The organism is Sneathiella sp., from assembly GCF_036844445.1.
GTDB lineage: Bacteria > Pseudomonadota > Alphaproteobacteria > Sneathiellales > Sneathiellaceae > Sneathiella.
The window spans coordinates 105,931-130,247 of record NZ_DAIUFV010000006.1; the positions used below are offsets into that span (position 1 = coordinate 105,931).

At 61.8% G+C, this 24,317-nt stretch carries 25 protein-coding genes and 2 tRNA genes; 9 read left to right on the forward strand and 18 right to left on the reverse strand.

What is annotated here, in order from left to right:
• Positions 1-11 precede the first annotated feature (11 nt).
• Genes V7Z56_RS12740 through V7Z56_RS12755 form a run of 4 tightly spaced genes read left to right on the forward strand, consistent with a single transcriptional unit; the run spans position 12 to position 4,630 of the window.
• Positions 12-2,759 (forward strand): response regulator, encoded by a 2,748-nt coding sequence (locus tag V7Z56_RS12740; RefSeq protein ID WP_334129883.1) that lies wholly within the window; start codon positions 12-14, stop codon positions 2,757-2,759.
• A complete protein-coding gene (locus V7Z56_RS12745; protein WP_334129884.1) occupies positions 2,756-3,133 on the forward strand; it encodes a response regulator in 378 nt (125 codons plus the stop codon). The genes V7Z56_RS12740 and V7Z56_RS12745 overlap by 4 nt, the downstream gene beginning before the upstream one ends.
• On the forward strand, positions 3,133-4,176 hold the full coding sequence (locus tag V7Z56_RS12750) for an adenylate/guanylate cyclase domain-containing protein (RefSeq protein WP_334129984.1): 1,044 nt from the start codon (positions 3,133-3,135) through the stop codon (positions 4,174-4,176). Before V7Z56_RS12745 ends, V7Z56_RS12750 begins: the two co-directional genes overlap by 1 nt.
• A 28-nt stretch (positions 4,177-4,204) precedes the next feature.
• Complete coding sequence (locus tag V7Z56_RS12755; RefSeq protein WP_334129885.1) at positions 4,205-4,630, forward strand: hypothetical protein; 426 nt, start codon at positions 4,205-4,207, stop codon at positions 4,628-4,630.
• 15 nt (positions 4,631-4,645) lie between these two features.
• Here V7Z56_RS12755 and V7Z56_RS12760 read toward each other — a convergent pair whose 3' ends face one another.
• From V7Z56_RS12760 to V7Z56_RS12770, 3 genes are read right to left on the reverse strand one after another with little or no spacing between them, the layout of a single operon-like run.
• Positions 4,646-7,384, reverse strand: a complete 2,739-nt coding sequence (locus tag V7Z56_RS12760) for a cation-transporting P-type ATPase (RefSeq protein WP_334129886.1) — start codon at positions 7,382-7,384, stop codon at positions 4,646-4,648.
• The gene (locus V7Z56_RS12765; RefSeq protein WP_334129887.1) at positions 7,381-8,577 is read right to left on the reverse strand and encodes an acetate/propionate family kinase; all 1,197 of its coding nucleotides are present in this window, start codon (positions 8,575-8,577) and stop codon (positions 7,381-7,383) included. The genes V7Z56_RS12760 and V7Z56_RS12765 overlap by 4 nt, the downstream gene beginning before the upstream one ends.
• Positions 8,574-9,545, reverse strand: a complete 972-nt coding sequence (locus tag V7Z56_RS12770) for a bifunctional enoyl-CoA hydratase/phosphate acetyltransferase (protein WP_334129888.1) — start codon at positions 9,543-9,545, stop codon at positions 8,574-8,576. The genes V7Z56_RS12765 and V7Z56_RS12770 overlap by 4 nt, the downstream gene beginning before the upstream one ends.
• A gap of 235 nt (positions 9,546-9,780) precedes the next feature.
• On the opposite strand from V7Z56_RS12770, the gene V7Z56_RS12775 reads away from it, so the two are divergent.
• Positions 9,781-11,031, forward strand: coding sequence for an MFS transporter (locus V7Z56_RS12775; protein WP_334129889.1), 1,251 nt, complete (start codon positions 9,781-9,783; stop codon positions 11,029-11,031).
• Positions 11,032-11,073: 42 nt separating this feature from the next.
• Here V7Z56_RS12775 and V7Z56_RS12780 read toward each other — a convergent pair.
• The 14 genes from V7Z56_RS12780 to V7Z56_RS12845 all read right to left on the reverse strand — a co-directional run bounded on the left by V7Z56_RS12780 (position 11,074) and on the right by V7Z56_RS12845 (position 21,701).
• Positions 11,074-11,149: transfer RNA gene (locus tag V7Z56_RS12780), tRNA-Phe, on the reverse strand.
• Positions 11,150-11,302: 153 nt separating this feature from the next.
• Positions 11,303-11,482, reverse strand: a complete 180-nt coding sequence (locus V7Z56_RS12785) for a DNA gyrase inhibitor YacG (RefSeq protein ID WP_334129890.1) — start codon at positions 11,480-11,482, stop codon at positions 11,303-11,305.
• 3 nt (positions 11,483-11,485) lie between these two features.
• Positions 11,486-12,892, reverse strand: a complete 1,407-nt coding sequence (locus V7Z56_RS12790; RefSeq protein ID WP_334129891.1) for a ribonuclease E/G — start codon at positions 12,890-12,892, stop codon at positions 11,486-11,488.
• Positions 12,889-13,560, reverse strand: a complete 672-nt coding sequence (locus V7Z56_RS12795) for a Maf family protein (RefSeq protein WP_334129892.1) — start codon at positions 13,558-13,560, stop codon at positions 12,889-12,891. The genes V7Z56_RS12790 and V7Z56_RS12795 overlap by 4 nt, the downstream gene beginning before the upstream one ends.
• Before the next feature lie 11 nt (positions 13,561-13,571).
• Positions 13,572-13,790 (reverse strand): translation initiation factor IF-1, encoded by a 219-nt coding sequence (gene infA, locus V7Z56_RS12800; RefSeq protein WP_161315948.1) that lies wholly within the window; start codon positions 13,788-13,790, stop codon positions 13,572-13,574.
• Between the two features lie 144 nt (positions 13,791-13,934).
• Complete coding sequence (locus tag V7Z56_RS12805) at positions 13,935-14,396, reverse strand: arsenate reductase ArsC (protein WP_334129893.1); 462 nt, start codon at positions 14,394-14,396, stop codon at positions 13,935-13,937.
• Positions 14,397-14,451: 55 nt separating this feature from the next.
• A complete protein-coding gene (locus tag V7Z56_RS12810) occupies positions 14,452-14,928 on the reverse strand; it encodes a UPF0262 family protein (RefSeq protein WP_334129894.1) in 477 nt (158 codons plus the stop codon).
• Between the two features lie 24 nt (positions 14,929-14,952).
• Positions 14,953-16,245, reverse strand: a complete 1,293-nt coding sequence (gene hisD, locus V7Z56_RS12815; protein WP_334129895.1) for a histidinol dehydrogenase — start codon at positions 16,243-16,245, stop codon at positions 14,953-14,955.
• Positions 16,235-16,948, reverse strand: a complete 714-nt coding sequence (gene hisG / locus V7Z56_RS12820; RefSeq protein WP_443023805.1) for an ATP phosphoribosyltransferase — start codon at positions 16,946-16,948, stop codon at positions 16,235-16,237. Before hisG ends, hisD begins: the two co-directional genes overlap by 11 nt.
• Positions 16,914-17,381, reverse strand: coding sequence for a DUF2948 family protein (locus V7Z56_RS12825; RefSeq protein ID WP_334129897.1), 468 nt, complete (start codon positions 17,379-17,381; stop codon positions 16,914-16,916). Before V7Z56_RS12825 ends, hisG begins: the two co-directional genes overlap by 35 nt.
• A gap of 20 nt (positions 17,382-17,401) precedes the next feature.
• The gene (murA, locus tag V7Z56_RS12830; RefSeq protein ID WP_334129898.1) at positions 17,402-18,694 is read right to left on the reverse strand and encodes a UDP-N-acetylglucosamine 1-carboxyvinyltransferase; all 1,293 of its coding nucleotides are present in this window, start codon (positions 18,692-18,694) and stop codon (positions 17,402-17,404) included.
• A gap of 178 nt (positions 18,695-18,872) precedes the next feature.
• On the reverse strand, positions 18,873-19,427 hold the full coding sequence (dcd, locus tag V7Z56_RS12835) for a dCTP deaminase (RefSeq protein ID WP_334129899.1): 555 nt from the start codon (positions 19,425-19,427) through the stop codon (positions 18,873-18,875).
• Positions 19,428-19,510: 83 nt separating this feature from the next.
• Complete coding sequence (locus V7Z56_RS12840; protein ID WP_334129900.1) at positions 19,511-19,672, reverse strand: hypothetical protein; 162 nt, start codon at positions 19,670-19,672, stop codon at positions 19,511-19,513.
• A gap of 133 nt (positions 19,673-19,805) precedes the next feature.
• Entirely contained in the window at positions 19,806-21,701 is a 1,896-nt protein-coding gene (locus V7Z56_RS12845) for a PhoX family protein (protein WP_334129901.1), read from the reverse strand.
• A gap of 301 nt (positions 21,702-22,002) precedes the next feature.
• On the opposite strand from V7Z56_RS12845, the gene V7Z56_RS12850 reads away from it, so the two are divergent.
• The 4 genes from V7Z56_RS12850 to V7Z56_RS12865 all read left to right on the forward strand — a co-directional run bounded on the left by V7Z56_RS12850 (position 22,003) and on the right by V7Z56_RS12865 (position 23,586).
• A tRNA-Thr gene (locus V7Z56_RS12850) sits at positions 22,003-22,077 on the forward strand.
• A gap of 111 nt (positions 22,078-22,188) precedes the next feature.
• Positions 22,189-22,734: a hypothetical protein gene (locus V7Z56_RS12855; RefSeq protein WP_334129902.1), complete on the forward strand. Its 546-nt coding sequence runs from the start codon at positions 22,189-22,191 to the stop codon at positions 22,732-22,734.
• A gap of 24 nt (positions 22,735-22,758) precedes the next feature.
• Positions 22,759-22,950: a DUF1737 domain-containing protein gene (locus V7Z56_RS12860; RefSeq protein WP_334129903.1), complete on the forward strand. Its 192-nt coding sequence runs from the start codon at positions 22,759-22,761 to the stop codon at positions 22,948-22,950.
• A gap of 3 nt (positions 22,951-22,953) precedes the next feature.
• Complete coding sequence (locus tag V7Z56_RS12865; RefSeq protein ID WP_334129904.1) at positions 22,954-23,586, forward strand: LysE family translocator; 633 nt, start codon at positions 22,954-22,956, stop codon at positions 23,584-23,586.
• Positions 23,587-23,654: 68 nt separating this feature from the next.
• Here V7Z56_RS12865 and V7Z56_RS12870 read toward each other — a convergent pair whose 3' ends face one another.
• Positions 23,655-24,281 carry a YbhB/YbcL family Raf kinase inhibitor-like protein gene (locus tag V7Z56_RS12870; protein WP_443023813.1) on the reverse strand — a complete coding sequence of 209 codons (627 nt, stop codon included), beginning with the start codon at positions 24,279-24,281 and terminating at the stop codon, positions 23,655-23,657.
• Between the last annotated feature and the right edge of the window lie 36 nt (positions 24,282-24,317).

Consider the following 24,317-nt stretch of genomic DNA (forward strand, 5'->3'; position numbering starts at 1 on the left):
GCGGTAGGGAGATGAGCAATTTTTCCATTCTGACGCGGCTTTCAATCCTGAGCGTGGCGCTTCTGGTGATGCTTGTCGGGTCGAACCTTTTTCTCAACAACCGGCTGACGCAGAATGCGGAGACAATCGCGTCAGAGGCAATGCTTGTCAGCCGGATGACGACCGCGAATGCGGCGAGCAAATCCTTTGGCGATCTGAAATTCTGGCTCTCAGACCTCGCGGTCAGCCTGCTCACCCTGTCGGAGCGGAATGCCGAAGCGGCCCGCGCCTCGCTCAAGTCAAGCCTTGCCGAGCTCGCGGACTATGAGCCCGAGCGCGTCGCGCTGATCAATCAGGAGCTGGATCTTCTGATGAAGGAGGCGCTGCTCGCCGTTGAGGCCTATACGGATGAGCGCCGGGTGATCGGCAATTCCCTGATGGCGCGGGCGCGGGTGCATATCCAGACGATTGACGATCATCTCTCGGAGATTGTCAGCCGGCTCGAAGCCGAAGCGCTGGCCGAGAGCCGGGCGGGTCTCTCCTCGGCGCGCGAGACCGTCACCCTGTCGCTTTATATTATCGCGGCGGCAACGCTTGTCGGGCTGCTCCTGACCTTTCTCGTGCTTCGCTCGATCCGCACGCCGCTAATGCGCCTTGTCACCGCCATGCGCGCGATCACCCGCGGCGATCATCAGGTGGCGATCCCGCCCGCGGGCCGCGATGAAATCGGCGAGATGACCCGCACCCTCACCCTCTTTCGCGACAGCCTGATCGAGCGGGACCGGCTTGAGGTCGAGCGCGAGGAAGCGCAGGCCGAGGCGAGATCGGCGCAGGAGAAGCTGCTCGAGGCGATCGAGGCCGTGACCGACGCCTTCGCCCTTTATGACGCCGATGACCGCCTGATCGTCAGCAACAGGAAATACCGCGAGATGTACAGCTATCTCGGCCTGCCGATTGAAAAGGGCATCAGCTACGAGGAGATCATCTCCGCCGCGGTGGCGAAGAAAATGATCGTCGCGGCGGAGGGCAATGCCGATCAGTGGCTGACGGAGAGGCTCGAGCGGCACCGCAACCCGACCGGGCCCTATGAGCATTTGCGCGCCGACGGGCAGTGGCTGCGCATTAACGAGCAGAAGACGGCGGACGGCGGCATCGTTGGGGTGTTCACCGATATCACCGAAGCCAAGGCGCGTGAGACAGAGCTTGGCGAGATGGTCGACCGGCTGGCCGAGGCGCGTGACATGGCGATGCGGGCGACGCGCACCAAGAGCCAGTTCCTCGCCAATATGAGCCATGAACTCCGCACGCCGCTGAACGCCGTGATCGGCATTACGGAAATGCTGGAGGAAGACGCCATCGCCGACGGTGATGAGCATATGATCGAGCCGTTGCAGCGGATCAGCCGGGCGGGCAAGCATCTCCTCAAGCTCATCAACGACATCCTCGATCTTTCCAAGATCGAAGCGGGCAAGATGGAACTGCATGTGGAGCGTTTCGATCTCGCCTCGGTGATCCGCGACTGCGTTGATATGGCCGGCCCGCTCGCGGCGCCGAACAACAACCGCATCGAGGTAACGCTGCCCGATAGCCTGCCGCCGATGGTCTCCGATATCACGCGGGTCCGGCAGGTCGTTTTCAACCTTGTCAGCAATGCCTGCAAATTCACCGAAAACGGCACCATCGGCATCCGCGTTCGAGAAGAGACAGGAAGCGTCGAGATTGCCGTCTCGGATACCGGCATCGGCATGACGCCCGAGCAGCTGGAGCGGCTCTTCAGCGATTTTTCGCAGGCCGATTCCTCGACGACCCGGAAATATGGCGGCACCGGTCTCGGCCTCGCCATCTCGCAGCGCTTCTGCCGGATGATGGGCGGCGATGTCAGCGTCGAGAGCACGCCCGGAAAGGGATCGGTTTTCCGCGTCCGCCTGCCCCTTGAAATACCGGCGGGGCTGGAGGTTGACGCGCGGCCCGGCGCGCCGCCTGCCCGCATACCCGTGCGGGGCGGGCGGGGCCGCAATGTCGTGCTGGTAGTCGATGATGATCCGGTGGCCCGCGACATCCTCTGCAACTTCCTCACAAGCGAGGGGTATGAGGTGGTGACGGCAAGCGGCGGCGAGGAGGGGCTGGTCGAGGCGCGGAAACTCCGCCCGGCGCTGATCACCCTCGATGTGGTGATGCCGGGCAAGGACGGCTGGAGCCTGCTTCAGGATCTGAAGGCCGATCCGGAGCTTCGCGAGATCCCCGTGGTGATGGTCTCCATCGTTGACGACAAGCACAAGGGCTTCTCGCTCGGCGTCGCCGATTATATGACCAAGCCGGTCGATCGCAAGCGCCTGCTTACGCTGCTGGAGCGCTACAAGCTGAACGGCAATGGCGGCAGTGTTCTGATTGTCGAGGATGACGGATCGACCCGTCAGCAGATGCGGCGGATTTTTGTCGCCGAAGGCTGGCGCGTGCGGGAGGCGGTGAACGGCCGGACCGGGCTCGAGCTGGTCGGCAGGGCCATCCCCGATCTCATCTTGCTCGACCTGATCATGCCGGAAATGGATGGCTTTGAATTCGTCCATGCGCTGAAGTCAATCCCCGAGGCGCGGGGCGTGCCGGTCGTGGTGATCACCGGCGCGGATCTCTCCGATGAGGATCGCAGGCGGCTCAATGGCGGGGTGAAGCAGATTATCCAGAAAACGGTCGATGGCGCGCCGTCTTTCCTCGATGAAGTGCGCCGTTATGTCAGGCGCCATCTCAAAGCACCCTACTCGACGGCCGGAGAAGCAGGATGACCAAAATCCTCTATATCGAAGACAATGAGGACAATATCTACATGTTGTCGCGCCGCCTCAAACGCAAAGGCTTCGAGGTGGTGACCGCCGAGGATGGCGCCGCCGGGATCGAGGCGGCAAGGCGCGAGCGACCGGCACTGATCCTGATGGACCTCAGCCTGCCGGTCATGGACGGGTGGGAGGCGACGCGCCTGCTGAAATCCGGCGCGGAGACGAAGGCCATTCCGATCATCGCCCTCTCGGCCCATGCGCTGGAGGGGGAGCGGGAGAGGGCGCTCGCGGCGGGCTGCGATGACTTTGATACCAAGCCGGTCGAGTTTGAGCGGCTGCTGGAGAAGATCCGCCATTTCCTCGATAAGGGGGCGCCATCGTGATGGACGCCGCCGCCCGCATTCTGATTGTCGATGATAACGAGGATAACCGCTTCACCCTCACGCGGCGGCTGCAAAAGATCGGCTATCGGCAGCTGGAGACCGCGATCAACGGACGCGAGGCGCTGGAGAAGATGATGTCCCGGCCGTTTGATCTCGTCCTTCTCGACATCATGATGCCGGAGGTGGATGGCTATCAGGTGCTGGAAACGGTCAAGAAGGATGTCCGCCTTCGCCATATCCCGGTCATCATGATTTCGGCCGCCGACCAGCTTGAAAGCGTCGTCAAATGCATCGAGTTCGGGGCCGAGGATTTCCTGCCCAAGCCCTTTAACGCGACCCTCCTCAAGGCGCGGGTGTCGGCATCGCTCGAAAAGAAGCGCCTGCGCGATCAGGAGGAGGCGCACCGCATCCAGATCATCGCCGAGCAGAAGCGCACCGATGAGCTCCTCCATGCCATCCTTCCCGCGACGGCGGTGCGCGAGTTGAAAGAGACAGGCGCCGTTCGGCCCCGCAACTATGAGGCCGTGGGCATCCTCTTTTGCGATATCGTCGGCTTTACCGCCTATTGCGACCGCAACCTGCCGGAGACCGTCGTCGGTCATCTGCAGGCGCTGATCGAGGCGTTCGAGGCACTTGTCGAGCGGCACCGGATGGAGAAGATCAAGACCATCGGCGATGCCTTCATGGCGACCAGCGGACTGCTCCGCCCGGTCGAGGCGCCGCTCCTGACGGCGGTCCGCTGCGGCCTTGAGATGTCGCGCGTTGCCGGCACGATGGCGCCGAACTGGGAGGTGCGGATCGGCCTCCATGTCGGGCCTGTCGTTGCCGGGATCGTCGGCAAGCATCAGTTTCTGTTCGATGTCTGGGGCGATACGGTGAATATCGCCGCGCGGCTGGTCGAGCATGGCACACCGGGCAGCGTCGTGATGACGAACGCCGCGTGGCGGGAAATCAGAAGTGACTGCGATGCCCGGTCGCTCGGCACGCTCAACGTCAAGGGCAAGGGGCCGCTTGAGCTGGTTGAAGCTTTTGCCGTTCACTGACAGGGGCGGAGAATATAGGGAGGGAGAGATGCAGAGACGGGTATTTTTAAAGGGGCTCGGGCTACTTGGCGTGGCGTCTTCCGTGGTCCTGCCAAGGGGCGCCTTTGCGGGCGGGATGCCCGATCCGATGGGCTCGAAATTCGCCGGCGCCCTCTATTACACAAAGGCCGCGCCGGGCCGCTGGCAGGGCAAGGAAGAAACCCACGTTCCCATGATCGAGCGGAGCGGCAACAGCATCGAGGTGACCACCGGCCACGAGATGGACAGCTATGTCCATTATATCATCAAGCATATCCTGCTCGATGAGAACCTCGGTTTCGTCGAGGAACGGCTGTTCAACCCCGAAATCGACGCCCCGATCACCACCTATGACATCACCGGCCTAAAGAATCGCCTCTATATCGTCTCGCTCTGTAACAAGCATGACGCCTGGCTCAACATGCTGGCGCTGTAGCGTAAGGGTCACGCTTTAGTCGGTTTGTCGTCCGAGGGCGCGCATCAGGTATTTCTCGCCTTCGAGTATCGCCATGGCGAGCACGCCGATCGCGACGATCAGCATGCCGTCAAGCAAGCTTACGGGCCGTGTTGCGAAAAGCTGCTGCATGAGGGGCAGGTAAGTGAAGGCAAGCTGGGCCGCCACGACAACGGCGATGGCGATCAGCACCGCCGGCGTTCCGAGCGCGCCACGCCATGTGAACGAAGTCATGTGCAGATAGCGGACGTTAAAGAGATAGAATATCTCGAGGACGACGATCATGTCCACCACCATCGTCCGGGCGGTATCGACATCGAGGCCCTTGCCGAGCGCATAGAAGAAAATGAAAAGCGCGCAGGCGACAAAGATCAGCGAGACGAAGACGATGCGCCAGACCAGAAAGGGTGAAAGCAGCCCGGCGCTGGCCGCGCGCGGTGGGCGCTTCATGACATTCGGCTCCGGCGGCTCGAACGCGAGGACGAGACCGAGCGTGACGGTTAGGATCAGGTTGATCCAGAGGATTTGCGCCGGGGTCATCGGCATCGTGAAATTAAAGAGGATGGCCGCGATGACGGTCAGCACCTCGCCGCCGTTCGTCGGCAGCGTCCAGGAGACGACCTTGCGGATGTTGTCATACACCGTCCGTCCCTCGTGGACGGCGGCGACGATGGAGGCAAAATTGTCATCCAGCAGCACCATCTGCGAGGCTTCCTTCGCCGCCTCGGTCCCCTTGCGGCCCATGGCGATGCCGACATCCGCCTGCTTGAGCGAGGGGGCATCATTGACGCCGTCGCCCGTCATGGCAACGACTTCCCCGTCCGCCTGGAGCGCCCGCACGATGCGGAGCTTGTGTTCGGGGCTGGTGCGCGCAAAGACGGTCGTGTCCCTGACAGCGGCGGCGAATTCCTCGTCGGAAATGTTGTCGAGATCGTGGCCCGTGAGGACACGCCCGGTTTCGCCAAGGCCAAGCTGCCGGGCAATCGCGGCGGCCGTCGCGGCATGATCGCCGGTAATCATCTTCACCCGGATACCGGCGGACCGGCACTCGGCAATTGCCGCAATCGCCTCCTCCCGGGGCGGGTCTATGAAGCCGACGACGCCGAGAAAGGTGAGACCGCGCTCGACATCGTCGAAAGAGAGCCGGTCCATGACTTCCGGCGCATGTTTCATCGCGAAGCCGAGAACCCGCTCGCCTTCCGCGGCGGCGGCGCTAATCCGGCCGGCCCAATAGCCGGGATCAAGGGCGGAGATGCCGTCTCCATCCGCCTGATGCGAGCACATCTCGAGCACGCGCTCGGGTGCGCCTTTAACTAAAATGACCCGCCCGCCATAGGGAACCCGGTGCAGCGTCGCCATAAAACGGTGCTCTGCATCGAACGGAATTTCGTCTTGACGCTTCCACTCGGCCCTGATGTTCTCCGGATCGAAGCCGGCTTTCACGGCGAGCGTCACCAGCGCGCCTTCCATGGGATCGCCTTCGATCGTCCATGTTCCCGCCGCGTGCCGCAGCTCTGCATCGTTGCAGAGAAGCCCCGCGCGGATCAGCGTCAGCGCGTTGCCATGCTCGGCGGCGGCATCCGGCGCATCGTCAGGAAAGAGCTGCTCACCTTCCGGCGAATAGCCGGAGCCGCCCGCGACGATTTCATCACCCTGAACGATGACGCGCCGCGCCGTCATTTCATTGCGCGTGAGTGTGCCCGTTTTGTCGGAGCAAATGACGGAGGTCGCGCCGAGCGTCTCGACGGCGGGCAGGCGGCGGATCACGGCATTGCGCGCCGCCATGCGCTGCACGCCGATGGCGAGCGTGATGGTGATGACGGCGGGCAAGCCCTCGGGGACGACGCCGACGGCAAGCGCCACCACGGCGATCAACGCCTCCGCCCAGGCGAAATCACGCACGAACACGGCGAAGAGGAAGAGGAGAAGAGCGCCCGTAATCGCGACCCAGGTAAAGCGCCGGCCGAAGCGGTTGATCTGCCGCAAGAGCGGCGTCGTCAGTTCCTGAACCCCGCTGATCAGCGTACTGATCCTGCCAATTTCCGTATTGCTGCCTGTCGCGACGACAATGCCTGTCCCCTGGCCGGCAGCGACCATTGTTCCCGAATAGGCCATAGACGCGCGATCGCCGAGCGCCGCATCGGCGGGCACCGGCTCTTCCTGCTTTTCGGCGGCGACGGATTCGCCCGTCAGCGCCGCTTCGTCGATCAGAAGGCCGCGCGCGCGAATGAGCCGCAAGTCGGCGGGCACCCGATCGCCCGCCTCGATAAGCACGATGTCTCCCGGTACCAGCTCGGCGACAGGAACGCTCATCCGTCTGCCGTCGCGGAGCACATTGGCGCGCGGCGAGATCATGCTCCGGATGGCGTTGAGGGCGTTCTCGGCCTTTCCTTCCTGGATGAAGCCGACGATGGCGTTGACGACGACCACCGCAACGATCACCGACGCATCGACGATGTGGCCGAGGATCCATGCGGCGACGGCTCCCGCGAGCAGGAAATAAATCAGCGCGTTGTTGAACTGCGCGAAAAAGCGAAGGGCGGGATGGCGGCCTCTGGCGGCGGGAAGCTCGTTCGGGCCTGTGCGCGCAAGCCGGCGCGCCGCCTCCGCGCTATCGAGACCCGGCGGGATCGCGGCAACATGCGCCAGCGCCTCGTCAGGGGGCATTGCATGATAAGCGGCCGCGGCGTTTGCGGCAGGTTTGAGGCCGCCCGGATCTCCCGCAGTATCGTTCATCCCGCCGCAGCTCCCTCCTTTTGTTTTCCGATGCAGGCCAGCGTCTCTTCAGCCACGGCATGTTCCTCATCGGCCGGGATGATGAGCACATCGACGGCTGATTGCGCGGTGTTGATCTTCAACTCGCCGCGGTCGTTGCGCGCGGGATCAATCCGGACGCCGAGCCACGCGGCCGCTTCGCCGATGCGCTCCCGGATCGCCGGGGCGTTCTCGCCAATCCCCGCCGTGAAGACCAGCGTATCGAGCCCGCCAAGCGCGGCCGCGAGAGAACCGATGGAACGCTTGATCCGGTAAACAAAGAGATCGATCGCCTCGGCCGCGCGCGCATCCGTGCTTTCGAGCAACGTTTGCATATCGCTGGAAATCCCTGAGACGCCAAGCAGGCCGGACTGCGCATAGAGAAGATCGGTGACCGCGTCAGGGCTCATCTGCCGGTCGCGCAACAGATGCAGGATGATCCCCGGATCGAGTGACCCGCAGCGCGTGCTCATGACAAGGCCATCGAGCGCCGAAAAGCCCATTGTCGTCGCAACACTCCGCCCCCTGTCCATGGCGCAGAGGCTTGCGCCGCTGCCAAGATGCGCGACGATGGTGCGGCCCCCGGCGCGTTCGCCGTCCTGTGCGCGCAGAGCTTGCGCGATATGCGCGTAAGAGAGGCCATGGAAGCCATAGGCGAGGATGCCGTCATCGCTAAGCTCGCGCGGCAGGGCATAAAGGCGGTCGCGTCGTGGCCTTGCCGCGTGGAACGCCGTATCGAAGCAGCCGACCTGAAGCGCGGCGGGCAGCAGGCTCGTCGCCAGATCGACGATGTCGAGATTATAGGGCTGATGCAGGGGCGCGAGCGGCACGAGACGGCGGAGCCGGTCGATCGCCGCGCTGTCAAGCAGGGCGGGTTCGGTGAAAGCCTGTCCGCCATGCACGATACGATGGCCGACGGCGACAATATTATCGGTCAGCCCATACTCATCGAGCGCGGCGAACACCTCCCGGGCGGCGGCGTGCAGTGGCATGGGGGCGGGGCCGGTAATCCGGTCGCAGACGGTCTTGCCGCCCGCACGGATTTTGAGGCGTGGTTCATGGGCGAGGCGGGAGATACTGCCCTTGAACAGCAGCGGCAGCTCGGCCTGGCAGCCATAAACCGCGAATTTCAGGCTGGACGATCCGGCATTGAGGACGAGAAGCGCATCGGTCATCGGCTCGGTTTGATCCTTTCATGGCGCGCGACCAGCAGGGCGGCGGCGCAGGAGGCCAGTCGCGACAGACGCCCGTCGGCCCGGCTCGTCAGCATGATGGGAACCCGCGCGCCCATGACGATGCCCGCCGACTGGGCGCCCGCGAGATAGGCAAGCTGCTTTGCCAGCATATTGCCCGCTTCGATATTCGGCGCGATCAGCACGTCCGCGCGCCCCGCCACGGGTGAGGTGATCTTTTTGGTCGCGGCCGCTTCCGGGGAAATTGCGTTATCGAACGCGAGCGGGCCGTCAACCAGCCCGCCGACGATCTGGCCACGCTCCGCCATTTTCGAGAGGGCGGCGGCGTCAAGCGTCGCGGACATATTCGGGTGAACTGTCTCGACGGCGGCAAGGACGGCGACGCGCGGCTCGGCGACGCCAAGGGCATGGGCGCAATCGATGGCGTTCTGGACAATATCCTTCTTGGTGGCGAGATCGGGCGCGATGTTGATGGCCGCATCGCTGAGAAAGATCGGGCGCGGATAGGTCGGGACATCGAGGATGAAGACATGGCTCATCCGCCGGTCGGTGCGCAATCCCGATGCGCCGTCCACCGCCGCGCCGAGCAGCTCGTCCGTATGGAGGCTGCCTTTCATGATCGCGCCAACTTCGCCGGCGCGCGCCATGCGGCAGGCTTCCGCGGCGGCGGCATGGCTGTGCTCGACCGCAACGAGAGGGATGCCGGTGAGATCTTCGTCCGCCGCAGCAGCAGCGGCCTTGATCTTTTCGGCCGGGCCGACCAGGATCGGCTCGATCAGTCTCATCCGCGCCGCTTCGAGCGCGCCGGTCAGAGAAACCGCATCGCAAGGATGCACGACGGCAGTCCGCACCGGCTCCCGCTCAGCCGCGAGTGCGAGCAGCCGGTCGAGCTGTGAGCCCGATGACGCGGCCGCGTTATCCCCGTTCGCGTCGCTTTCCGCCAAAGTCATGGCGCCACCCTCGCCTTGACGCCATCCGAAATGATTCGTCCGGGCTCTATGCTATTGGCGGCTTTCATCTTTTGCATCAGATCCTCCTCGTTCGGCAGGGTTTTTCGCGAGTGGTGCATCTTGCTCAAGGCTCAATTCAGCCTACGGTCCATCTTGCGCATTATATTCGAACTTAAAATTTCTCGCTTTGTTTTTCCGTCTTCGCGTGTCATCTGTAGGGCACGGAGACATCCATATGAACAATGCAACCTTGCAGACGAAGCCCCAGCACTGGGCTGTTGTTATCTTCGGCTTTCTGGTGTTGGCCATCGCCTTTTCGGGGCGCGCCGCGCTCGGGCTTGTCATGCCGGTCTGGCAAAGCGAGTTTGGCTGGTCAAGCAGCTATATTTCCGGTGTGGGCGCGACGGCGCTTGTTGTCATGGCGATAGTTGCGCCCTTTGCCGGGCGGCTGGTCGACAGGCGCGGACCGCGTTTCACCCTCAACCTTGGCATGGGCCTCCTTGGCATCGGCTGTCTTCTGGTGGCCGCGATGGATGGCAAGGTAATGTTCGTTATCGGATTCGCCGGCTTTGCCGCTGTCGGATTTGGTATCGTTGCAACTCATGTCGTCGCGACCGCCATTGCGCGAACTTTTCAGACACATACCGGGCTCGCGACCGGCATCGCGACATCGGGGGCGACGGGCGGCCAGTTCCTCATCGTTCCCCTGATTGCCGTGCTGCTGGCCTTTGCGAGCTGGCGCTGGAGTTTCGGGGCGCTCGGCATCGCCAGTCTGATGCTTATCCCTTGCATTGCCGGAAGTCTGAAGCGCCGCGATGGCGCGGCCGGGCGTCCGCTTGCACAGCACTCTGATACATCCGGGATGGTGGAGGATTTCCTCTTTATTATCAGAAAGCCGGCGTTCCATGCGCTGTTCTGGAGCTTCCTGATCTGCGGATTTACGACGACAGGCGTGATTGAAACGCATCTAATGCCGTTTGCCGCCTTTTGCGGCTTTCCGCCCATCCCAAGCGCCACGGCTTACGGCGTTCTCTCCGGCGTCAACCTGCTTGGCATGATCACGGCGGGCTGGCTGACGGACCGGGTCAATCGTCCGATGCTTCTCGGCGCAATCTATATTTTGCGAAGCGTGACCTTTGTCCTTCTCGCGAACCTTCCCGGCAGTTCCATGGAAACCCTGTTTCTGTTCGCCATACTATTTGGCACGGTGGATTACGCGACATTGCCGGTGACCGCCAGCCTCGTCGCCAGCCACGTGGGTTTGAAAGTCATGGGATTGACGATGGGGCTGATTGCGGCGGGACACTCGATCGGCGGGGCGATGGGCGCATTCCTTGGCGGCTATGTTTTCGATACAACCGGCAGCTATGACCTCCTCTGGATCGGCTCCCTCTGGCTCGCCGTCGGCGCGGGCCTTATCGTGCTGCTGATCCCAAAGCGCGGCTTTCCTGCGCACGCATCCGAGAGCCCAACGGCGGTTGGTTAAGACCGACTGTCGTCATCACATAATATTCGGGGGGCGGGGAAGTGGTGCCCAGGGGCGGAATCGAACCACCGACACGCGGATTTTCAATCCGCTGCTCTACCAACTGAGCTACCTGGGCATTTCATGTTCTTCGCGCCGTCATTCCGGCGCGGCTGCTGGGTTATAAAAGAAATATCACGGGCTGTCCAGAGGTGTTGACGCAAAAAACAAGAAAAGCGGCAAGTCTCTGTTCCGGAGAGGTTTTTTTCCGCATCGGCGCGAAAAGGCCGGGCTAGTCCGGGGTTTCGTCGCTATCGGGAAGGGCCGGTTCGCCGGGGATGACATAGGCCTCGTTAAACCATTTGCCAAGATCCACCTGCTTGCAGCGGGCCGAGCAGAAGGGCCGGTATTTGAATACGGCGGGCTTGCCGCATTGCGGGCAGGGCTTTGCCGGAATGTTGGTCTCAGTCACTTTTCAACTCACCTCATACTGGAACGCATCCATGGTTGCGTCCGTCTCAAGGACAAGCGGGCGGGCGAGCGCCGCTTCAAAACGACTCTGATGCTTTTGCAGCAGGAAGGCAAGAGCGCTTCCCGTTCGAATGCGGAGTGCCGCCGATTTGACATGCGGCGCGCTCCGCTGCAGGGCGCGGAAAAGATCGGCGAGCAGCGCGGCGTCGGATTTTCGAAAACCATCGCCGCCGCATGGCGGGCAAGGCTCGAGCATCAGGTCGCGAAGCGGCTGGCGCTGGCGCTTGCGGGTGATCTGCATCAGGCCAAGCTCGGTCATGCCGACGACGCGGGTGGGCACGGGATCGCGCGCAAGGGCGGCCTCGAGCGCGGCGGTGAGTTCCCGCGCTTCGCCCTTGCCGTTCATCTGAATGAAATCGATGATGATAATGCCGCCGAGGTTGCGAAGGCGGATCTGGCGGCAGATTTCCGCGGCCGCTTCCATATTGACGGCGAGCTCGGCGGAGCGACGCCCGTCGCCTGCCGTCCGCCCGGCCGAATTGACATCGATCACGGTAAGCGCCTCGGTTGGCTCAATAACGATGTTCGCGCCCGAAGGAAGGGTGAGGCGCCGGCGAAGCGCGCGCTCGATCCCGGCTTCGACCTCCATCGCCTCGAACAGAGCCGTCGGCTCCGTCCAGAGGGTGAGCGCGCCGGCGGGCATTTGCGGATGCGCCACGCGGTAGCGTTTGACGCCGTTCAGCGCCGCGACATTATTGACGATGATGTCAAGGCCGGGCGCGAGGCAGCGATTGAGCAGGAGGTGTAGCGGGGAGGGGGCGGACCCGGCCAGCCCCGGCTTTTTCATTATTTTCGCCGTGGCCTTTGCCTCGGCCCACGTCTCGCGCAGGCGGGCAAGGTCGGCAGTTATCTCGGCATCGCTTGCCTCTCCGGCGCTCGTGCGAATGGTGAGCCCGGCGTCTTCCGCCTCTCGCGCGAGGAGGGAGCGGAGCGCGGCGCGGCGCGTCTCATCGCGGAGGCCTTTGGCGAACAGAAGCCCGCGGCCGCCCGGCCGAAAGACGAGAAAATTGCCGACAAGCTCGTAGCGCGCGCCGAGCTGGATGCCCTTGTCCCCGGTTGCGTCCTTCCGCACCTGTAGCAGCAGCTTTTCGCCTTCATGAAGAGCGCGGGAGATGCTTTTCTCCGCCGATGCGAGGTCGCCAAGCTGGAGAAAGCCTGTCTCGCCGCCGCCGATATCGACGAAGGCAATGTTCATGTCGGGGAGAATTTTGGCGATGCGCCCGAGATAGAAGAGGCCGACGCGCGACAGCGTCTCCGGCCGTTCGATATGGATTTCCAGAAGGTCGCCGCCGTCAAGGAGCGCGGCCCGGGTCTCGATCGGGCCCTCCTCGATGAGCAGGGTGCGGGTCATGCCCGAAGCTCGGCCCAGAGCGGAAAACCGGCTCCTTTCAGCATGTTGGCGACTTCAAAAAGCGGCAGTCCGACAACGTTGCTGTAGGAGCCCTGGATCTGGCGGATGAAGGCCGCAGCCAGGCCCTGAATGGCGTATCCGCCGGCCTTGCCCTGCCATTCTCCCGAGGCGAGATAGACGCGCATATCGACCGCGTCGAGCGGTTTGAAAATGACCGCTGACGAGACGGTGCGCGCGATCGCCTTGCCGCTCGGCGTGATCAGCGTGACGCCGGTATGCACCTGGTGGCGGCGGCCGGAAAGGAGCGTGAGAAAGCGCCTCGCCTCGGCCTCGCTTTCCGCTTTGCCAAGCGCGCGGCGACCGACCGCGACGACGGTATCGGCGGAGAGAAGGAATTTGCCGCTATGGCGGTCCGCGACGGCCCGTGCTTTCTGCTCGGCGAGACGGGCGGCGAGATGGCGGGGCAGTTCGCCCCGCGCCGGGCTCTCATCAATCTCGGCCGGATCGATGGCATTGGGGCGGATGCCGATTTGCTCGAGCAGCTGAAGCCGCCGCGGCGATGCCGATGCCAGGATAAATTCGGGAGCGGGGGACAAGTGCGGGGTAACCTGATGACGCGCTGGAGCGTGGCCGGACGCCGTCTTTCCGGTGTTGGCGTGATCACCCATACGCGATCACCTTATTTATAACGGAAGGTGATACGGCCTTTGGTCAGGTCATACGGGGTCATCTCGACAGTGACCTTGTCACCTGCCAAAACGCGGATACGGTGTTTACGCATTTTGCCGGCGGTGTGCGCCAGTACTTCGTGATCATTCTCAAGGACGACACGGAACATCGCGTTTGGCAGCAGTTCCGTTACAGTTCCTTCAAATTCAAGCAGTTCTTCTTTGGCCATAAAATCCTATTTCCAGTTATTTCGGATGCTGCAAAATAAGGGTCAGCACCGATAAAATGCAAGTCTTTCCTTGTCAGATAGGTATAGAAAACGCAAATTCAAAGGGAATTCTGGTGAATTCGCAACAGTAAGCGGCCGGTTGACTTAAACTTCGGGTAAAGGCACCGTCCTAAATCTTGCTTTTATTTTCTCGTAAAGATCATCGCGGACGTGGCGGAAGGCGTTGAGGCGCATCTCCCGGTTTCCTTCCGTGACCGATGGATCGATGATATTCCAGAATTCAAGCTCGGTCGCCGTTGTCCGGGTCATCTCTTCCGCCTTGTGGTGGGCATCGATCGAGAGGGAGATGATGAGATCGAACGACTCATCGCCGAGATCGTCCATATTCTTGGCGATATGGCGCGACGCATCGAGGCCGATTTCATCCAGCACCTCGACCGCGAAGGGATTGACCGTCTGGGCGCGCACCCCGGCGCTGTCGACATAGACCGTGTGGCCATAAAGGCTCTTCATGATGTTTTCCGCCATCACCGAACGGATGCTGTTATGCGTGCAGGCGAAGAGAACGCTTCCCGGCAGTTTGTCGCTGTAGGCATGGTCGCTCATGCGCGGCTGAGGCCCGATTTTCGGGTCTTGATATGAACCCCTCCCCCCGGCATGATCATCCTCTTATATGGAGAATGCACATCAGGGTGAACAGGCGGCGGGCCGTGTCGAAGTCGGTATCGACCTTGTCGCTGATCCGTTCCTTGAGCAGTTCCGAGCCTTCGTTGTGCAAGCCGCGCCGGCCCATGTCGATGGCTTCGATCTTGGAGGGCGAGCCGGTCTTGATGGCGTCGAAATAGCTTTCGCAGACGTGGAAATAATCCTTGATGATGCGGCGGAATGAAATGACGGGCAGCGGCACGCGCGCCAGTTCCGTCTCGTCATCCTCGCTGCGGATATCGAAGACGAGGCGGTTGTCCTCGATGCTGAGATGCAGCGAATAGGGACCGCTCTCCTCATGGCCAACGACCGCGAAATGATTCTGCTCCAGAATATCGAAAATGGCGACTTTCCGCTCATGCTCGATATCCGCGTTGCGGCGCACGACCGATTTCTCATCGAGGGCGATTTTGACAATCCGCTGGGTGCTCATGACGCCATTCCGATCAGGCTCCCGTCAGTTCAGGCGGATCGAGATGGAGAGGGCGTGTGCGCCAAGGCCTTCGGATCTCGCAAGCGCGAGCGCCGCGGGGCCGATCCGCCTGAGGCTGTCGGGCCCGAGCTTCATCAGCGACGTGCGCTTGACGAAATCGAGGGTCGAAAGCCCCGAAGAGAAGCGCGCCGTGCGCGAGGTCGGCAGCACATGGTTCGGCCCGGCAACATAGTCGCCAATCGCCTCGGGGCTGTAGCGACCGAGGAAAATCGCGCCTGCATGGCGGATTTTTGCGGCAAGCGCCTCAGGCTCATCAACGCAGAGCTCAAGATGCTCGGGTGCGATGCGATCGACAAGGGCTGGCGCCTCCGCCATGTCGCCAACGATGATGATGGCGCCAAATTTCTGCCAGCTTTGGCGGGCAATCGCGGCGCGCTCGAGCGTCGTAAGATGCGTCTCGATCGCCTTCTCGACAGCCGCGGCGAAACCCGCATCATCCGTGATCAGGATGCTTTGCGCGACCGGGTCATGCTCGGCCTGGCTGAGGAGATCCGCGGCGATCCACGCCGGATCATTGCGGCTGTCGGCGACGACCAGGATTTCCGAGGGCCCTGCGATCATGTCGATGCCGACAGTGCCAAACACCTGTTTCTTGGCGCTCGCGACATAGGCATTGCCGGGGCCGACGATCTTGTCGACGGGGGCGATTGTCTCGGTCCCATAGGCGAGGGCGCCTATCGCCTGCGCGCCGCCAATGCGGTAGATTTCATCGACTCCGCAAAGATCCGCCGCGGCGAGGACGAGCGGGTTGAACGCTCCCTCTGGCATCGGCACGACCATGACGAGGCGCGAGGCGCCGGCAACCTTCGCCGGGATCGCGTTCATCAGGACAGAGGAGGGGTAGGTCGCCCGCCCGCCCGGCACATAGAGGCCGACATTCTCGATCGCCGTCCAGCGATAGCCGAGGGAGACGCCGTCGGCATCCTCGTAAAAGGCATCCTCGGGAAGCTGCTTCCTGTGATAGGCCTCGATGCGGTCGGCCGCGACTTTAAGCGCGGCGAGCGTTTCGGCATCGCACGCGGCGATGGCGGCGTCGATCTCGGCGCGGGAGAGGCGCAAATCCGCCGCGGCCGTCACCGTCAGCCGGTCGAATTTCGCGGTGTAGTCGAGCAGCGCCGCATCGCCTCTTGCACGGACATCAGCGAGGATATCGGCCGCGATGGCATCGACGTTGCGATCCTCGTCCCGTTTCTGGTCGAGAAATGCGGCGAAGGCAGCCTCAAATCCGGCGTCGCGGCTCTCAAGTTTAAGCGGCATTCACAACCTCCCGGAATTTCTCGATCCAGCCGTTGAGCTCGACCGAGCGGGTCTTCAGCGCGGCGCGATTGACGACGAGGCGCGAGGTGATGTCGAGGATTTTCTCAACCTCCACCAGCCCGTTGGCCTTCAGTGTTGCGCCTGTCGAGACAAGATCAACGATGCGGCGGCAAAGCCCGAGGCCGGGGGCAAGCTCCATCGCACCGGAAAGCTTGATGCATTCCGCCTGGATCCCTGCCTCGGCAAAGAATTTATGCGTCAGGTTCGGGTATTTCGTCGCGATGCGGATATGGCTCCAGCGGCCGGGATCGCTGTCCTCTTCCATATCGACGGGCTGGGCGACGGCAATATGGCAATGCCCGATGTCGAGATCGACCGGAGCGTAGATTTCGGGATAGTTGAATTCCAGCAGCACATCGTTGCCCGCGACACCAAGCTGCGCCGCGCCGAAGGCAACGAAGGTCGCGACATCGAACGAACGCACGCGGATAATGGAGATATGCGGATGGTTGGTGCGAAATTGCAGCAGGCGGCTGTCCGGATCGTCAAACGCCGGCTCGGGTTCGATCCCGACCGCGCGAATGAGCGGCATGACCTCTTTCAGTATCCGACCTTTCGGCAGGGCAATGACCAGTTCTTCGCTTGATGACACGCGTTCGCTCCGTTTCCTAATTGTCCTGATCCGCGAGCGGCGCCGTCTCATGGGTCGGCCGATGGTCCGTTTTCCACGCGTCGCCTGTGTCGGTCAGGGTTACATTAATACATTCCGCTTTTATCCGAAGGGTTCCGCCGCCGGCAAAGTTGAACGTGATTTCGGTCTCCATATCCTCTCCGACATGTGTCGAGAGGCTCAATAATTCAAGTACTTCGCGCGGCCGCTGCTGGGAGATGCCACTTGCCTTGACCGCGATCACATCCCCGATATAAACGCCGGAGCGGATGCGATGCCAGCTTTTACTGTCCTCATCCTGCGCCGCCGGCTCCTCCCATCGAAAACGCGAGCCCATCACCGTGAAAGCGCGGGCGGGCCGAAGATAGCTCATCTCGCCTGCGCTGGTGATCAATCCCTCAAGCGCGGCGGAGAGGATCTGCATATCTTCAATTTCGGTCGCGACAAGCTTCAGGGGATCGGGCATTGCGGTTCCTCATGGTTTGGTCAACTCGCGTGGATGCGTTCGATATCCGCGCCGCAGGCCGCGAGCTTTTCTTCAAGCCGCTCATAGCCGCGGTCGAGATGATACACACGATTGATAATCGTTTCTCCCTCCGCCGCCAAGCCCGCAAGCACGAGCGAGACGGAGGCGCGAAGATCCGTCGCCATCACCGGCGCGCCGACCAGCCTTTTTACTCCGCGGACAAGCGCCGAATGGCCATGCACGGTGATATTCGCGCCAAGCCTGGCAAGCTCCGGCACATGCATGAAGCGATTTTCAAAGATCGTTTCCGTAATCATCGCCGCGCCGTCGGCAAGGGTCATCAGCGCCATGAGCTGCGCCTGCATGTCGGTCGGATAGCCGGGGTAGGGCAGCGTCATGATATCAACGCCATGGATCGCGGAGTTCTGGCGGGCGACGATGATGCCGTTTTCCGTCTCCGTGATATCGGCGCCCGCTTCCTCCAGCACATCGAGAACGGAGCGGATGATATTCGCGCGCGTGTTGGTGAGCTCGATCCGCCCGCCCGTGATCACTGCCGCCATCGCGTAGGTGCCGGTTTCAATCCGGTCCGGCATGACGCGGTGGCTCGCGCCGTGCAGCCGCTCCACCCCGCGGATGACGAGGCGGCTCGTGCCCTCGCCCTCGATATCGGCCCCCATGGCGCGGAGCAGTTCGACAAGATCGGTAATCTCCGGCTCCTTCGCGGCGTTCTCCAGCACCGTTGTACCTTTGGCGAGTGAGGCAGCCATTAGCAGGTTCTCGGTCGCGCCGACCGATACCGTCTCGAAGCGGATCTCCGCGCCGACGAGGCCGTTCGGCGCCTCTGCCTCCATATAGCCACCCGCAATGGTGATTTTTGCGCCCATCTCTTCAAGCGCGCTGATATGCAAATTCATTGGCCGGGTGCCGATGGCGCAGCCGCCGGGAAGCGAGACGCGCGCCTTGCCGACCCGCGCAAGCAGCGGGCCGATGACGAGCGCGCCCGCCCGCATTTTGCGAACAATGTCGTATGGGGCCTCGGTGCTCGTAATCTCTTTCGCGGTCAGCGCGAGGGAGCGGCCGTCCGAGCCGCCGCCGTTTCCGCTTTCGCCGTTCATGACCGCCGTCACGCCATGCTGGCAGAGCAGGGTGATCAGCGTCGAGATATCGGCAACATGCGGCAGGTTGGAGAGGGTCAGCGTTTCTTCTGTCAGCAGGCTCGCAACCATCAGCGGCAGCGCCGAGTTTTTCGCGCCGCTGATCTCGATTTTTCCAATAAGCGGTTTGCCGCCTCTGATCCGAATACTATCCATATTGACTATCCTGCTTCATTCTGACGATAGGAGAGGGGAGCCTTCCCTGCCATATCCGCCATGAAATTTGTCGAAAGAGCGCCTTATTATCCCATTTTTCCCGCCAAGGGAAAGAATTTGGGGGCCCGCAGGACAGGACCTTGCCGCTTTTCGCCGCGATGCGCCTGATTATCGTCGCTCACAGGCGCGGCAGGGTGACCCCCTGCTGGCCCATATACTTGCCGGCGCGGTCCTTGTAGGTGACCTCGCACGGCTCGTTTCCTTTCAGGAACAGGAACTGGCAGGCTCCTTCATTGGCATAGATTTTTGCCGGCAACGGCGTGGTGTTGGAAAATTCCAGCGTCACATGGCCTTCCCACTCCGGCTCGAGCGGGGTCACGTTGACGATGATGCCGCAGCGCGCATAGGTGGATTTGCCGAGGCAGATGACGAGGACATCGCGCGGGATGCGGAAATATTCGACGGTGCGCGCAAGAACAAAGGAATTCGGCGGAATAACGCACACATCCGTCTTGCGATCAACGAAACTGTTGTTGGAGAAGGCTTTCGGATCGACAGTGGCCGAATCGATATTGGTGAATATCTTGAACTCATCGGAAACCCGGGCGTCGTAGCCATAGGAGGAAAGACCATAGGAGATGGTGCCTTCGCGCTTCTGGCTTTCGACAAACGGCTCGATCATCTTCATGTCCTGCGCCGCCTGCCTGATCCATTTGTCCGACATAATTGCCATGGGTCGTCACTCTCCGCTCAAACTATTGATTTTGAGCGGCATACTAGCGTTTGTGGGGGAAAGGGCCAAGGTAAAAGACGAATTCACGCCTTGCCGAAACGGTCGGGGTTCTTGATCGGCGGCGGCGCGGCTTCACCGCGATTGCGCTGAAGTTCTTTCCGTTTGCGCAAATTCTGCCGAAGCGCCTCGGCAAGTCGCTCGGCTTTCTCGGCCTGCTGTTGCTTCTTTATGCTCTCGTTCGTCATCGTCTCAAATGCCGTGGGACTGCGTCTCGCCCTATTATGTCATGTCCGCACAAAAAAGGGCGACATAAAAAGAGGGGCGATGCGCCCCTCTTCCCTCTTCCCTCTTCTCTCATCCCCTCATATCAGCGGCGGCTTAGCCGATGAGGCCGCCGTCCTTGCGGTTGATCGCAATCACTGCGGAGCGGGGAACGGATGTGCCGCCGTCCGGGAAGTGGCTGTTGCCCTTTTCGCCGGGATGCTGGATGCCAACGAAAAGCGTGCGCCGATCCGGGCTCCAGGTGATGCCGGTAACTTCGGATTCTTTCGGTCCGACCAGAAAGCGTTTGATCTCGCCCGTCGCCGGGTCGCCGAGCAGCATCTGGTTGTTGCCCATGCCCTTGAAATCGCCGCTGTCGGAATAATTGCCGTCCGTCTGGATCCAGAGGTTGCCGCTTGCGTCAAAGGCAAGCCCGTCGGGCGAGTTGAACATGTTATCGGCGGTGATATTGACTGACCCCGCATTGGCGCCCTCATGCAGTGCCGGGTTGCCGGCAAGAACATAGATATCCCACGTGAAGGTTTCTGCCGCATGATCCTCACCTGCCGGCCGCCAGCGGACGATATGTCCGTAATTATTCTCGGCGCGCGGATTGGGACCATTCAGCGGCATCGGATCGCCGCCGGCGTTGGTCTTGTCAATGCCGCGGTTCTTGTTGTTGGTGAGGGTGAGGTAGGCTTCCGCGCGGTGCGGGTTGACGGCGACCCATTCGGGGCGATCCATCGTCGTTGCCCCGACAGCGGAGGCCGCCTCGCGGGTCCGGATGGCGATCTCCGCTTCCGACATCCCCGTTGTCGCGGGTGTTAGCGGGATCCAGCGGCCGCTGCTGTCATCGCTGAATTTCGCAACGAAGAGCGTTCCCTCTTCCAGAAGATCGCGGTTGTTGCCACCCTCGACATATTTCCCGGCGCTCACAAATCGATAGAGGAATTCGCCGCGTTCGTCATCGCCGAGATAAACGACCACTTCGCCGTTCTTGGCGACGACAAGTTCGGCATTTTCATGCTTGAAGCGGCCGAGCGCGGTGCGCTTTTTCGGCGTCGAGGTGGGATCTTCGGGATCGATTTCAACGATATAGCCGAATCGGTTTGGCTCGTTCGGGTGCTTGCTGATATCAAAGCGCGGCTCCACGCGGGCCCAGCCATACCCCCAGTCCTTGTTGCCAACGCCATAGCGCGTCATCGAGGGGGAGGGGGCGTAGGCCTCATCGCTGCTCGAAAAATAACCGTTGAAGTTTTCCTCGCAGGTGAGGTAGGTGCCCCACGGCGTCCGGCCGTTGCCGCAGTTGTTGAGCGTGCCAAGCGCGCGGGTGCCGGCGGAATCCGCTTCCGTCTTCATCAGGGCGTGGCCACGGGCGGGACCGGTGATCTCCATCGGGCTGCTCGCGGTCAGGCGACGGTTATAGGGGCTGTCGCGGACGATGCGCCATTTGCCGCCGTCCTTCCTGATTTCCGAGATGGTGATGCCATGCGCGGCCATAGCCTTCCGGACATCATCTGCCGTCTCCGGCCCCTTGCTGGCCCGGTTGCCATAGATGATATCAAGGTTCACATATTCATTGTTGGCGACAAGAACGGTCCGCCCGTCAATCTCGAAAAGGCTCATCCCGTCGGTGTTATCGCCAACGGCGAGAAGCTGGCTCGCCGCCGTGCCGCGCGTTACCGGATCGAAAGGCTTGCTGTGCGACCAGAGCGGATCGCCCCAAAGGGTCACGACATGCCAGTCAAAGCCATCGGGCACGGTGATGGTATCGAGGCTGTTGGCGGCGACGGGGGGAAAATCAAGACTGCTGGCGGCGTGGCCCTCGCGGTTGAGCAGGGAGGTGGTCCCGAGCAGAAACGCGGCGGCGCCGAGTTTGGCGCTTCCGCCAAGAAAGCGGCGGCGCGAGAGAACCCGGTCCGTTATTCTCTCAAAATCGGTGGTTTCGCGGCGCGGATAGTTCGCCTCGTCAAAGTCGTCGAACGACAAGCGGTCATTTTTTTCGGCAGACATCGTAGCACTCCTGCAACTCTCTGGTTAGCGACACCCCCTTTAAGGGGCACCGTGATCGGCTACTTGATAAAGGGCGTGCGTTGCAGTTTCTTGAAAGTTCTGTGACGAAACGGATACGTCGCCCGCCCTGTGGGTGCGTCTATGGAGACGTGCGCCAACGTCCCGAGAGGGCGCTTTTCATGCCCTTCCGGCCGGCTTTGCAACCCTTGTCCGGCGTCCGTTTTTAAAAACCCGGGGAATGCACAATTTCTTTGACAAGGGAGGAAATCCCTATATATTCCGCCGCGTTCTGATCTGCATTGCCGCCGTAGCTCAGGGGTAGAGCACTCCCTTGGTAAGGGAGAGGTCGATAGTTCAAATCTATCCGGCGGCACCATCACACGCTTCCCCGAAGACCCATGAATTTTCTGCCGCGCGCGGAGTTGCGCTTGCGCAATGCCGATTGTCGCGGCATTGTATCGGCGGGCGCTCGTTTGCGGTAAACCATATGAAAAGACACTATTTTCTGTTGCTCTTTCTGGCAGGGGCCGGCCTGATCGGCTGGGCGGCCTATGACTATTCGACGAGCGGCAGGGAGGCGGTCCGCTTTGAACTGCAGGGGCCGGAGGGGAGCACGCCGCTCGTTCGGCTCGATCCCGCGATGAACCCGATGCGGGCGCTGCTCGATATCTCCTACGAGATTGAACTTCGCGAGGAGAGCAATCCCGCTTTTGAATACAGCATCATCCTCGTCGGCCCCGGCGGGCTGCCTGCCTTTACCGCCGAGGGCGTGCAGCGCGACAAGCGCGAGGATAATGCGCCCGAATATGCATCGCGAACGGCGGAACAGGTCATCACGGACTTCGACGTGCCGGCGCCGGGCGACTATCTGTTCGACTGGCGGATTACGCCCGAAAAAGCGACCATATCGGCGCAGGCGATCTCGCTCCGGCGGAATGTGACACCGCTTCGCCTGCCGCTGCTGATCGCAGGCGTTGCCTGTTTCGCGGTCGCGGTGCTCGCATTACTACTGACGCGGAAAAAACGAAGCTGAATTGACGTGCAAGAGGCTTGACTGATGAGTGATGAAAAACCCGTTTACCGGCTGCTGAGCGGCGAAGATACCCATGAATTCTGCGTCCGGGTAAGCAGGGCGCTGGCCGAGGGCTATGTTCTTTACGGATCGCCCGCCGCCACCTTCGATCCCAATACCAACCGGATGCTGGTTGCGCAGGCCGTGATCCGGCCGGAGTTTGCAAAAGGAAACTGATCGATGCTGATCGAGTGGGGGCCCTTCTGGCTGTTTGTCGTCTCAGCGCTCGCGCTCAACCTGACGCCGGGACCGGACATGCTGTTCACCACGGCGAGCGGGTTGAAGCAGGGGCCGCGCGCCGGCGTCACCGCCGCGCTCGGCATTTCCGCGGGCTCGATGGTGCATATCCTGCTTGCCATCGTCGGGGTGACGGCGATTTTCAAGACCTCGGCGCTCGCCTTCGATATTCTGCGCTTCGCAGGCGCGGGCTATCTTCTCTGGATCGGCATCCGCAGCTTTTCCGAGCGGGCAGGGGACCTCAGCCGCCCGCATGTGAAGCCGGCGACGATGGCGACGGTCTTTCGCCGCGGCATGCTGACGAACATTTTCAATCCGAAGGTCGCGCTGTTCTTTATTGCTTTCCTGCCGCAGTTCGTCTCGGTCAGTGCGGGCTCCATCGCACTGCAGATCCTGATCCTCGGGCTGATCTTCAACCTGACGGGGATACTCTGCAACGGGGCGGTCGGGCTTTTTTCGGGCGGGGCCGGCCGGCTGCTGTTGCAGCGCCCCTCGGCGGCGAAATGGATCTCGCGGCTCTCGGGCACGATCTTTATCGGCCTCGCCATCCGCCTTGCCTTTATGGAGCGCGCCTGACGCACATCCAAAAGAAAACCGCCCCCGCGCGAGACGGAGGCGGTAATGATCAGACGCAGATGTAAGCTTTAAGCCGGAACGTCCGGGTTCAGGCTATATTTCCCGACAACAGAGCCTTTCGCGAGGATGTGGCCTTCCATCGCGGCAAGCGCTTCGGGGCCGCCGAACTTGCCTTGAAGCCCCAGCGTTTCGACATCGAGGGCATAGACGGTGAAGTGATAGTGATGCACGATGCTGTCGTTCCACGGCGGGCAGGGTCCGTCATACTGGCCATAGTCGCCGCCCATGTCCGGATCGCCCGCGAACCAGTCGGTATAATTGTTGAGGCCGGAGATGCCGTGGGCATTTTTACCCGGTGCCTTGCCCTTCGCGACCACGCCCTTTCCGGCCGCGCCTTCCTCAAGGCGCGTCACGCTCGCCGGAATATCCAACTGGACCCAGTGATAGAAATCGACGCGCGGCAGGGTGGACGGGATCGTCCGGCCTTCCTGGTTGACGTCTTCCCCGCTCGAGGGCACGTCCGGATCGTGGCAGATAATTGCAAATGATTTGGTGCCCGCAGGCGCGCCGGACCAGCTGATCGCAGGGCTGATATTATCGCTGAGCGCGACATGCCCTTCGCTCGCCGGGACGCCAAAGGCGAATTTCCCCGGTATCGTGCCGCCGTTTTCCCATCCGTCGATCTGAACTTTCAATGTGGCTGTCATCGCTTTCTTCCCGTTATTGATTTT

Coding starts and splice junctions, on each gene's coding strand:
- V7Z56_RS12740 (WP_334129883.1), top strand. CDS start 12: ATGAGCAATTTTTCCATTCTGACGCGGCTTTCAATCCTGAGCGTGGCG.
- V7Z56_RS12795 (WP_334129892.1), bottom strand. CDS start 13,560: ATGGGTGATCACGCCAACACCGGAAAGACGGCGTCCGGCCACGCTCCA.
- V7Z56_RS12845 (WP_334129901.1), bottom strand. CDS start 21,701: ATGTCTGCCGAAAAAAATGACCGCTTGTCGTTCGACGACTTTGACGAG.
- V7Z56_RS12775 (WP_334129889.1), top strand. CDS start 9,781: ATGAACAATGCAACCTTGCAGACGAAGCCCCAGCACTGGGCTGTTGTT.
- dcd (WP_334129899.1), bottom strand. CDS start 19,427: ATGGCAATTATGTCGGACAAATGGATCAGGCAGGCGGCGCAGGACATG.
- murA (WP_334129898.1), bottom strand. CDS start 18,694: ATGGATAGTATTCGGATCAGAGGCGGCAAACCGCTTATTGGAAAAATC.
- V7Z56_RS12745 (WP_334129884.1), top strand. CDS start 2,756: ATGACCAAAATCCTCTATATCGAAGACAATGAGGACAATATCTACATG.
- V7Z56_RS12825 (WP_334129897.1), bottom strand. CDS start 17,381: ATGCCCGATCCCCTGAAGCTTGTCGCGACCGAAATTGAAGATATGCAG.
- infA (WP_161315948.1), bottom strand. CDS start 13,790: ATGGCCAAAGAAGAACTGCTTGAATTTGAAGGAACTGTAACGGAACTG.
- V7Z56_RS12770 (WP_334129888.1), bottom strand. CDS start 9,545: ATGACTTTGGCGGAAAGCGACGCGAACGGGGATAACGCGGCCGCGTCA.
- V7Z56_RS12755 (WP_334129885.1), top strand. CDS start 4,205: ATGCAGAGACGGGTATTTTTAAAGGGGCTCGGGCTACTTGGCGTGGCG.
- V7Z56_RS12790 (WP_334129891.1), bottom strand. CDS start 12,892: ATGACCCGCACCCTGCTCATCGAGGAGGGCCCGATCGAGACCCGGGCC.
- V7Z56_RS12760 (WP_334129886.1), bottom strand. CDS start 7,384: ATGAACGATACTGCGGGAGATCCGGGCGGCCTCAAACCTGCCGCAAAC.
- V7Z56_RS12865 (WP_334129904.1), top strand. CDS start 22,954: ATGCTGATCGAGTGGGGGCCCTTCTGGCTGTTTGTCGTCTCAGCGCTC.
- V7Z56_RS12860 (WP_334129903.1), top strand. CDS start 22,759: ATGAGTGATGAAAAACCCGTTTACCGGCTGCTGAGCGGCGAAGATACC.
- V7Z56_RS12855 (WP_334129902.1), top strand. CDS start 22,189: ATGAAAAGACACTATTTTCTGTTGCTCTTTCTGGCAGGGGCCGGCCTG.
- V7Z56_RS12810 (WP_334129894.1), bottom strand. CDS start 14,928: ATGAGCACCCAGCGGATTGTCAAAATCGCCCTCGATGAGAAATCGGTC.
- hisD (WP_334129895.1), bottom strand. CDS start 16,245: ATGCCGCTTAAACTTGAGAGCCGCGACGCCGGATTTGAGGCTGCCTTC.
- V7Z56_RS12805 (WP_334129893.1), bottom strand. CDS start 14,396: ATGAGCGACCATGCCTACAGCGACAAACTGCCGGGAAGCGTTCTCTTC.
- hisG (WP_443023805.1), bottom strand. CDS start 16,948: ATGAGACGGCGCCGCTCGCGGATCAGGACAATTAGGAAACGGAGCGAA.
- V7Z56_RS12840 (WP_334129900.1), bottom strand. CDS start 19,672: ATGACGAACGAGAGCATAAAGAAGCAACAGCAGGCCGAGAAAGCCGAG.
- V7Z56_RS12750 (WP_334129984.1), top strand. CDS start 3,133: ATGGACGCCGCCGCCCGCATTCTGATTGTCGATGATAACGAGGATAAC.
- V7Z56_RS12765 (WP_334129887.1), bottom strand. CDS start 8,577: ATGACCGATGCGCTTCTCGTCCTCAATGCCGGATCGTCCAGCCTGAAA.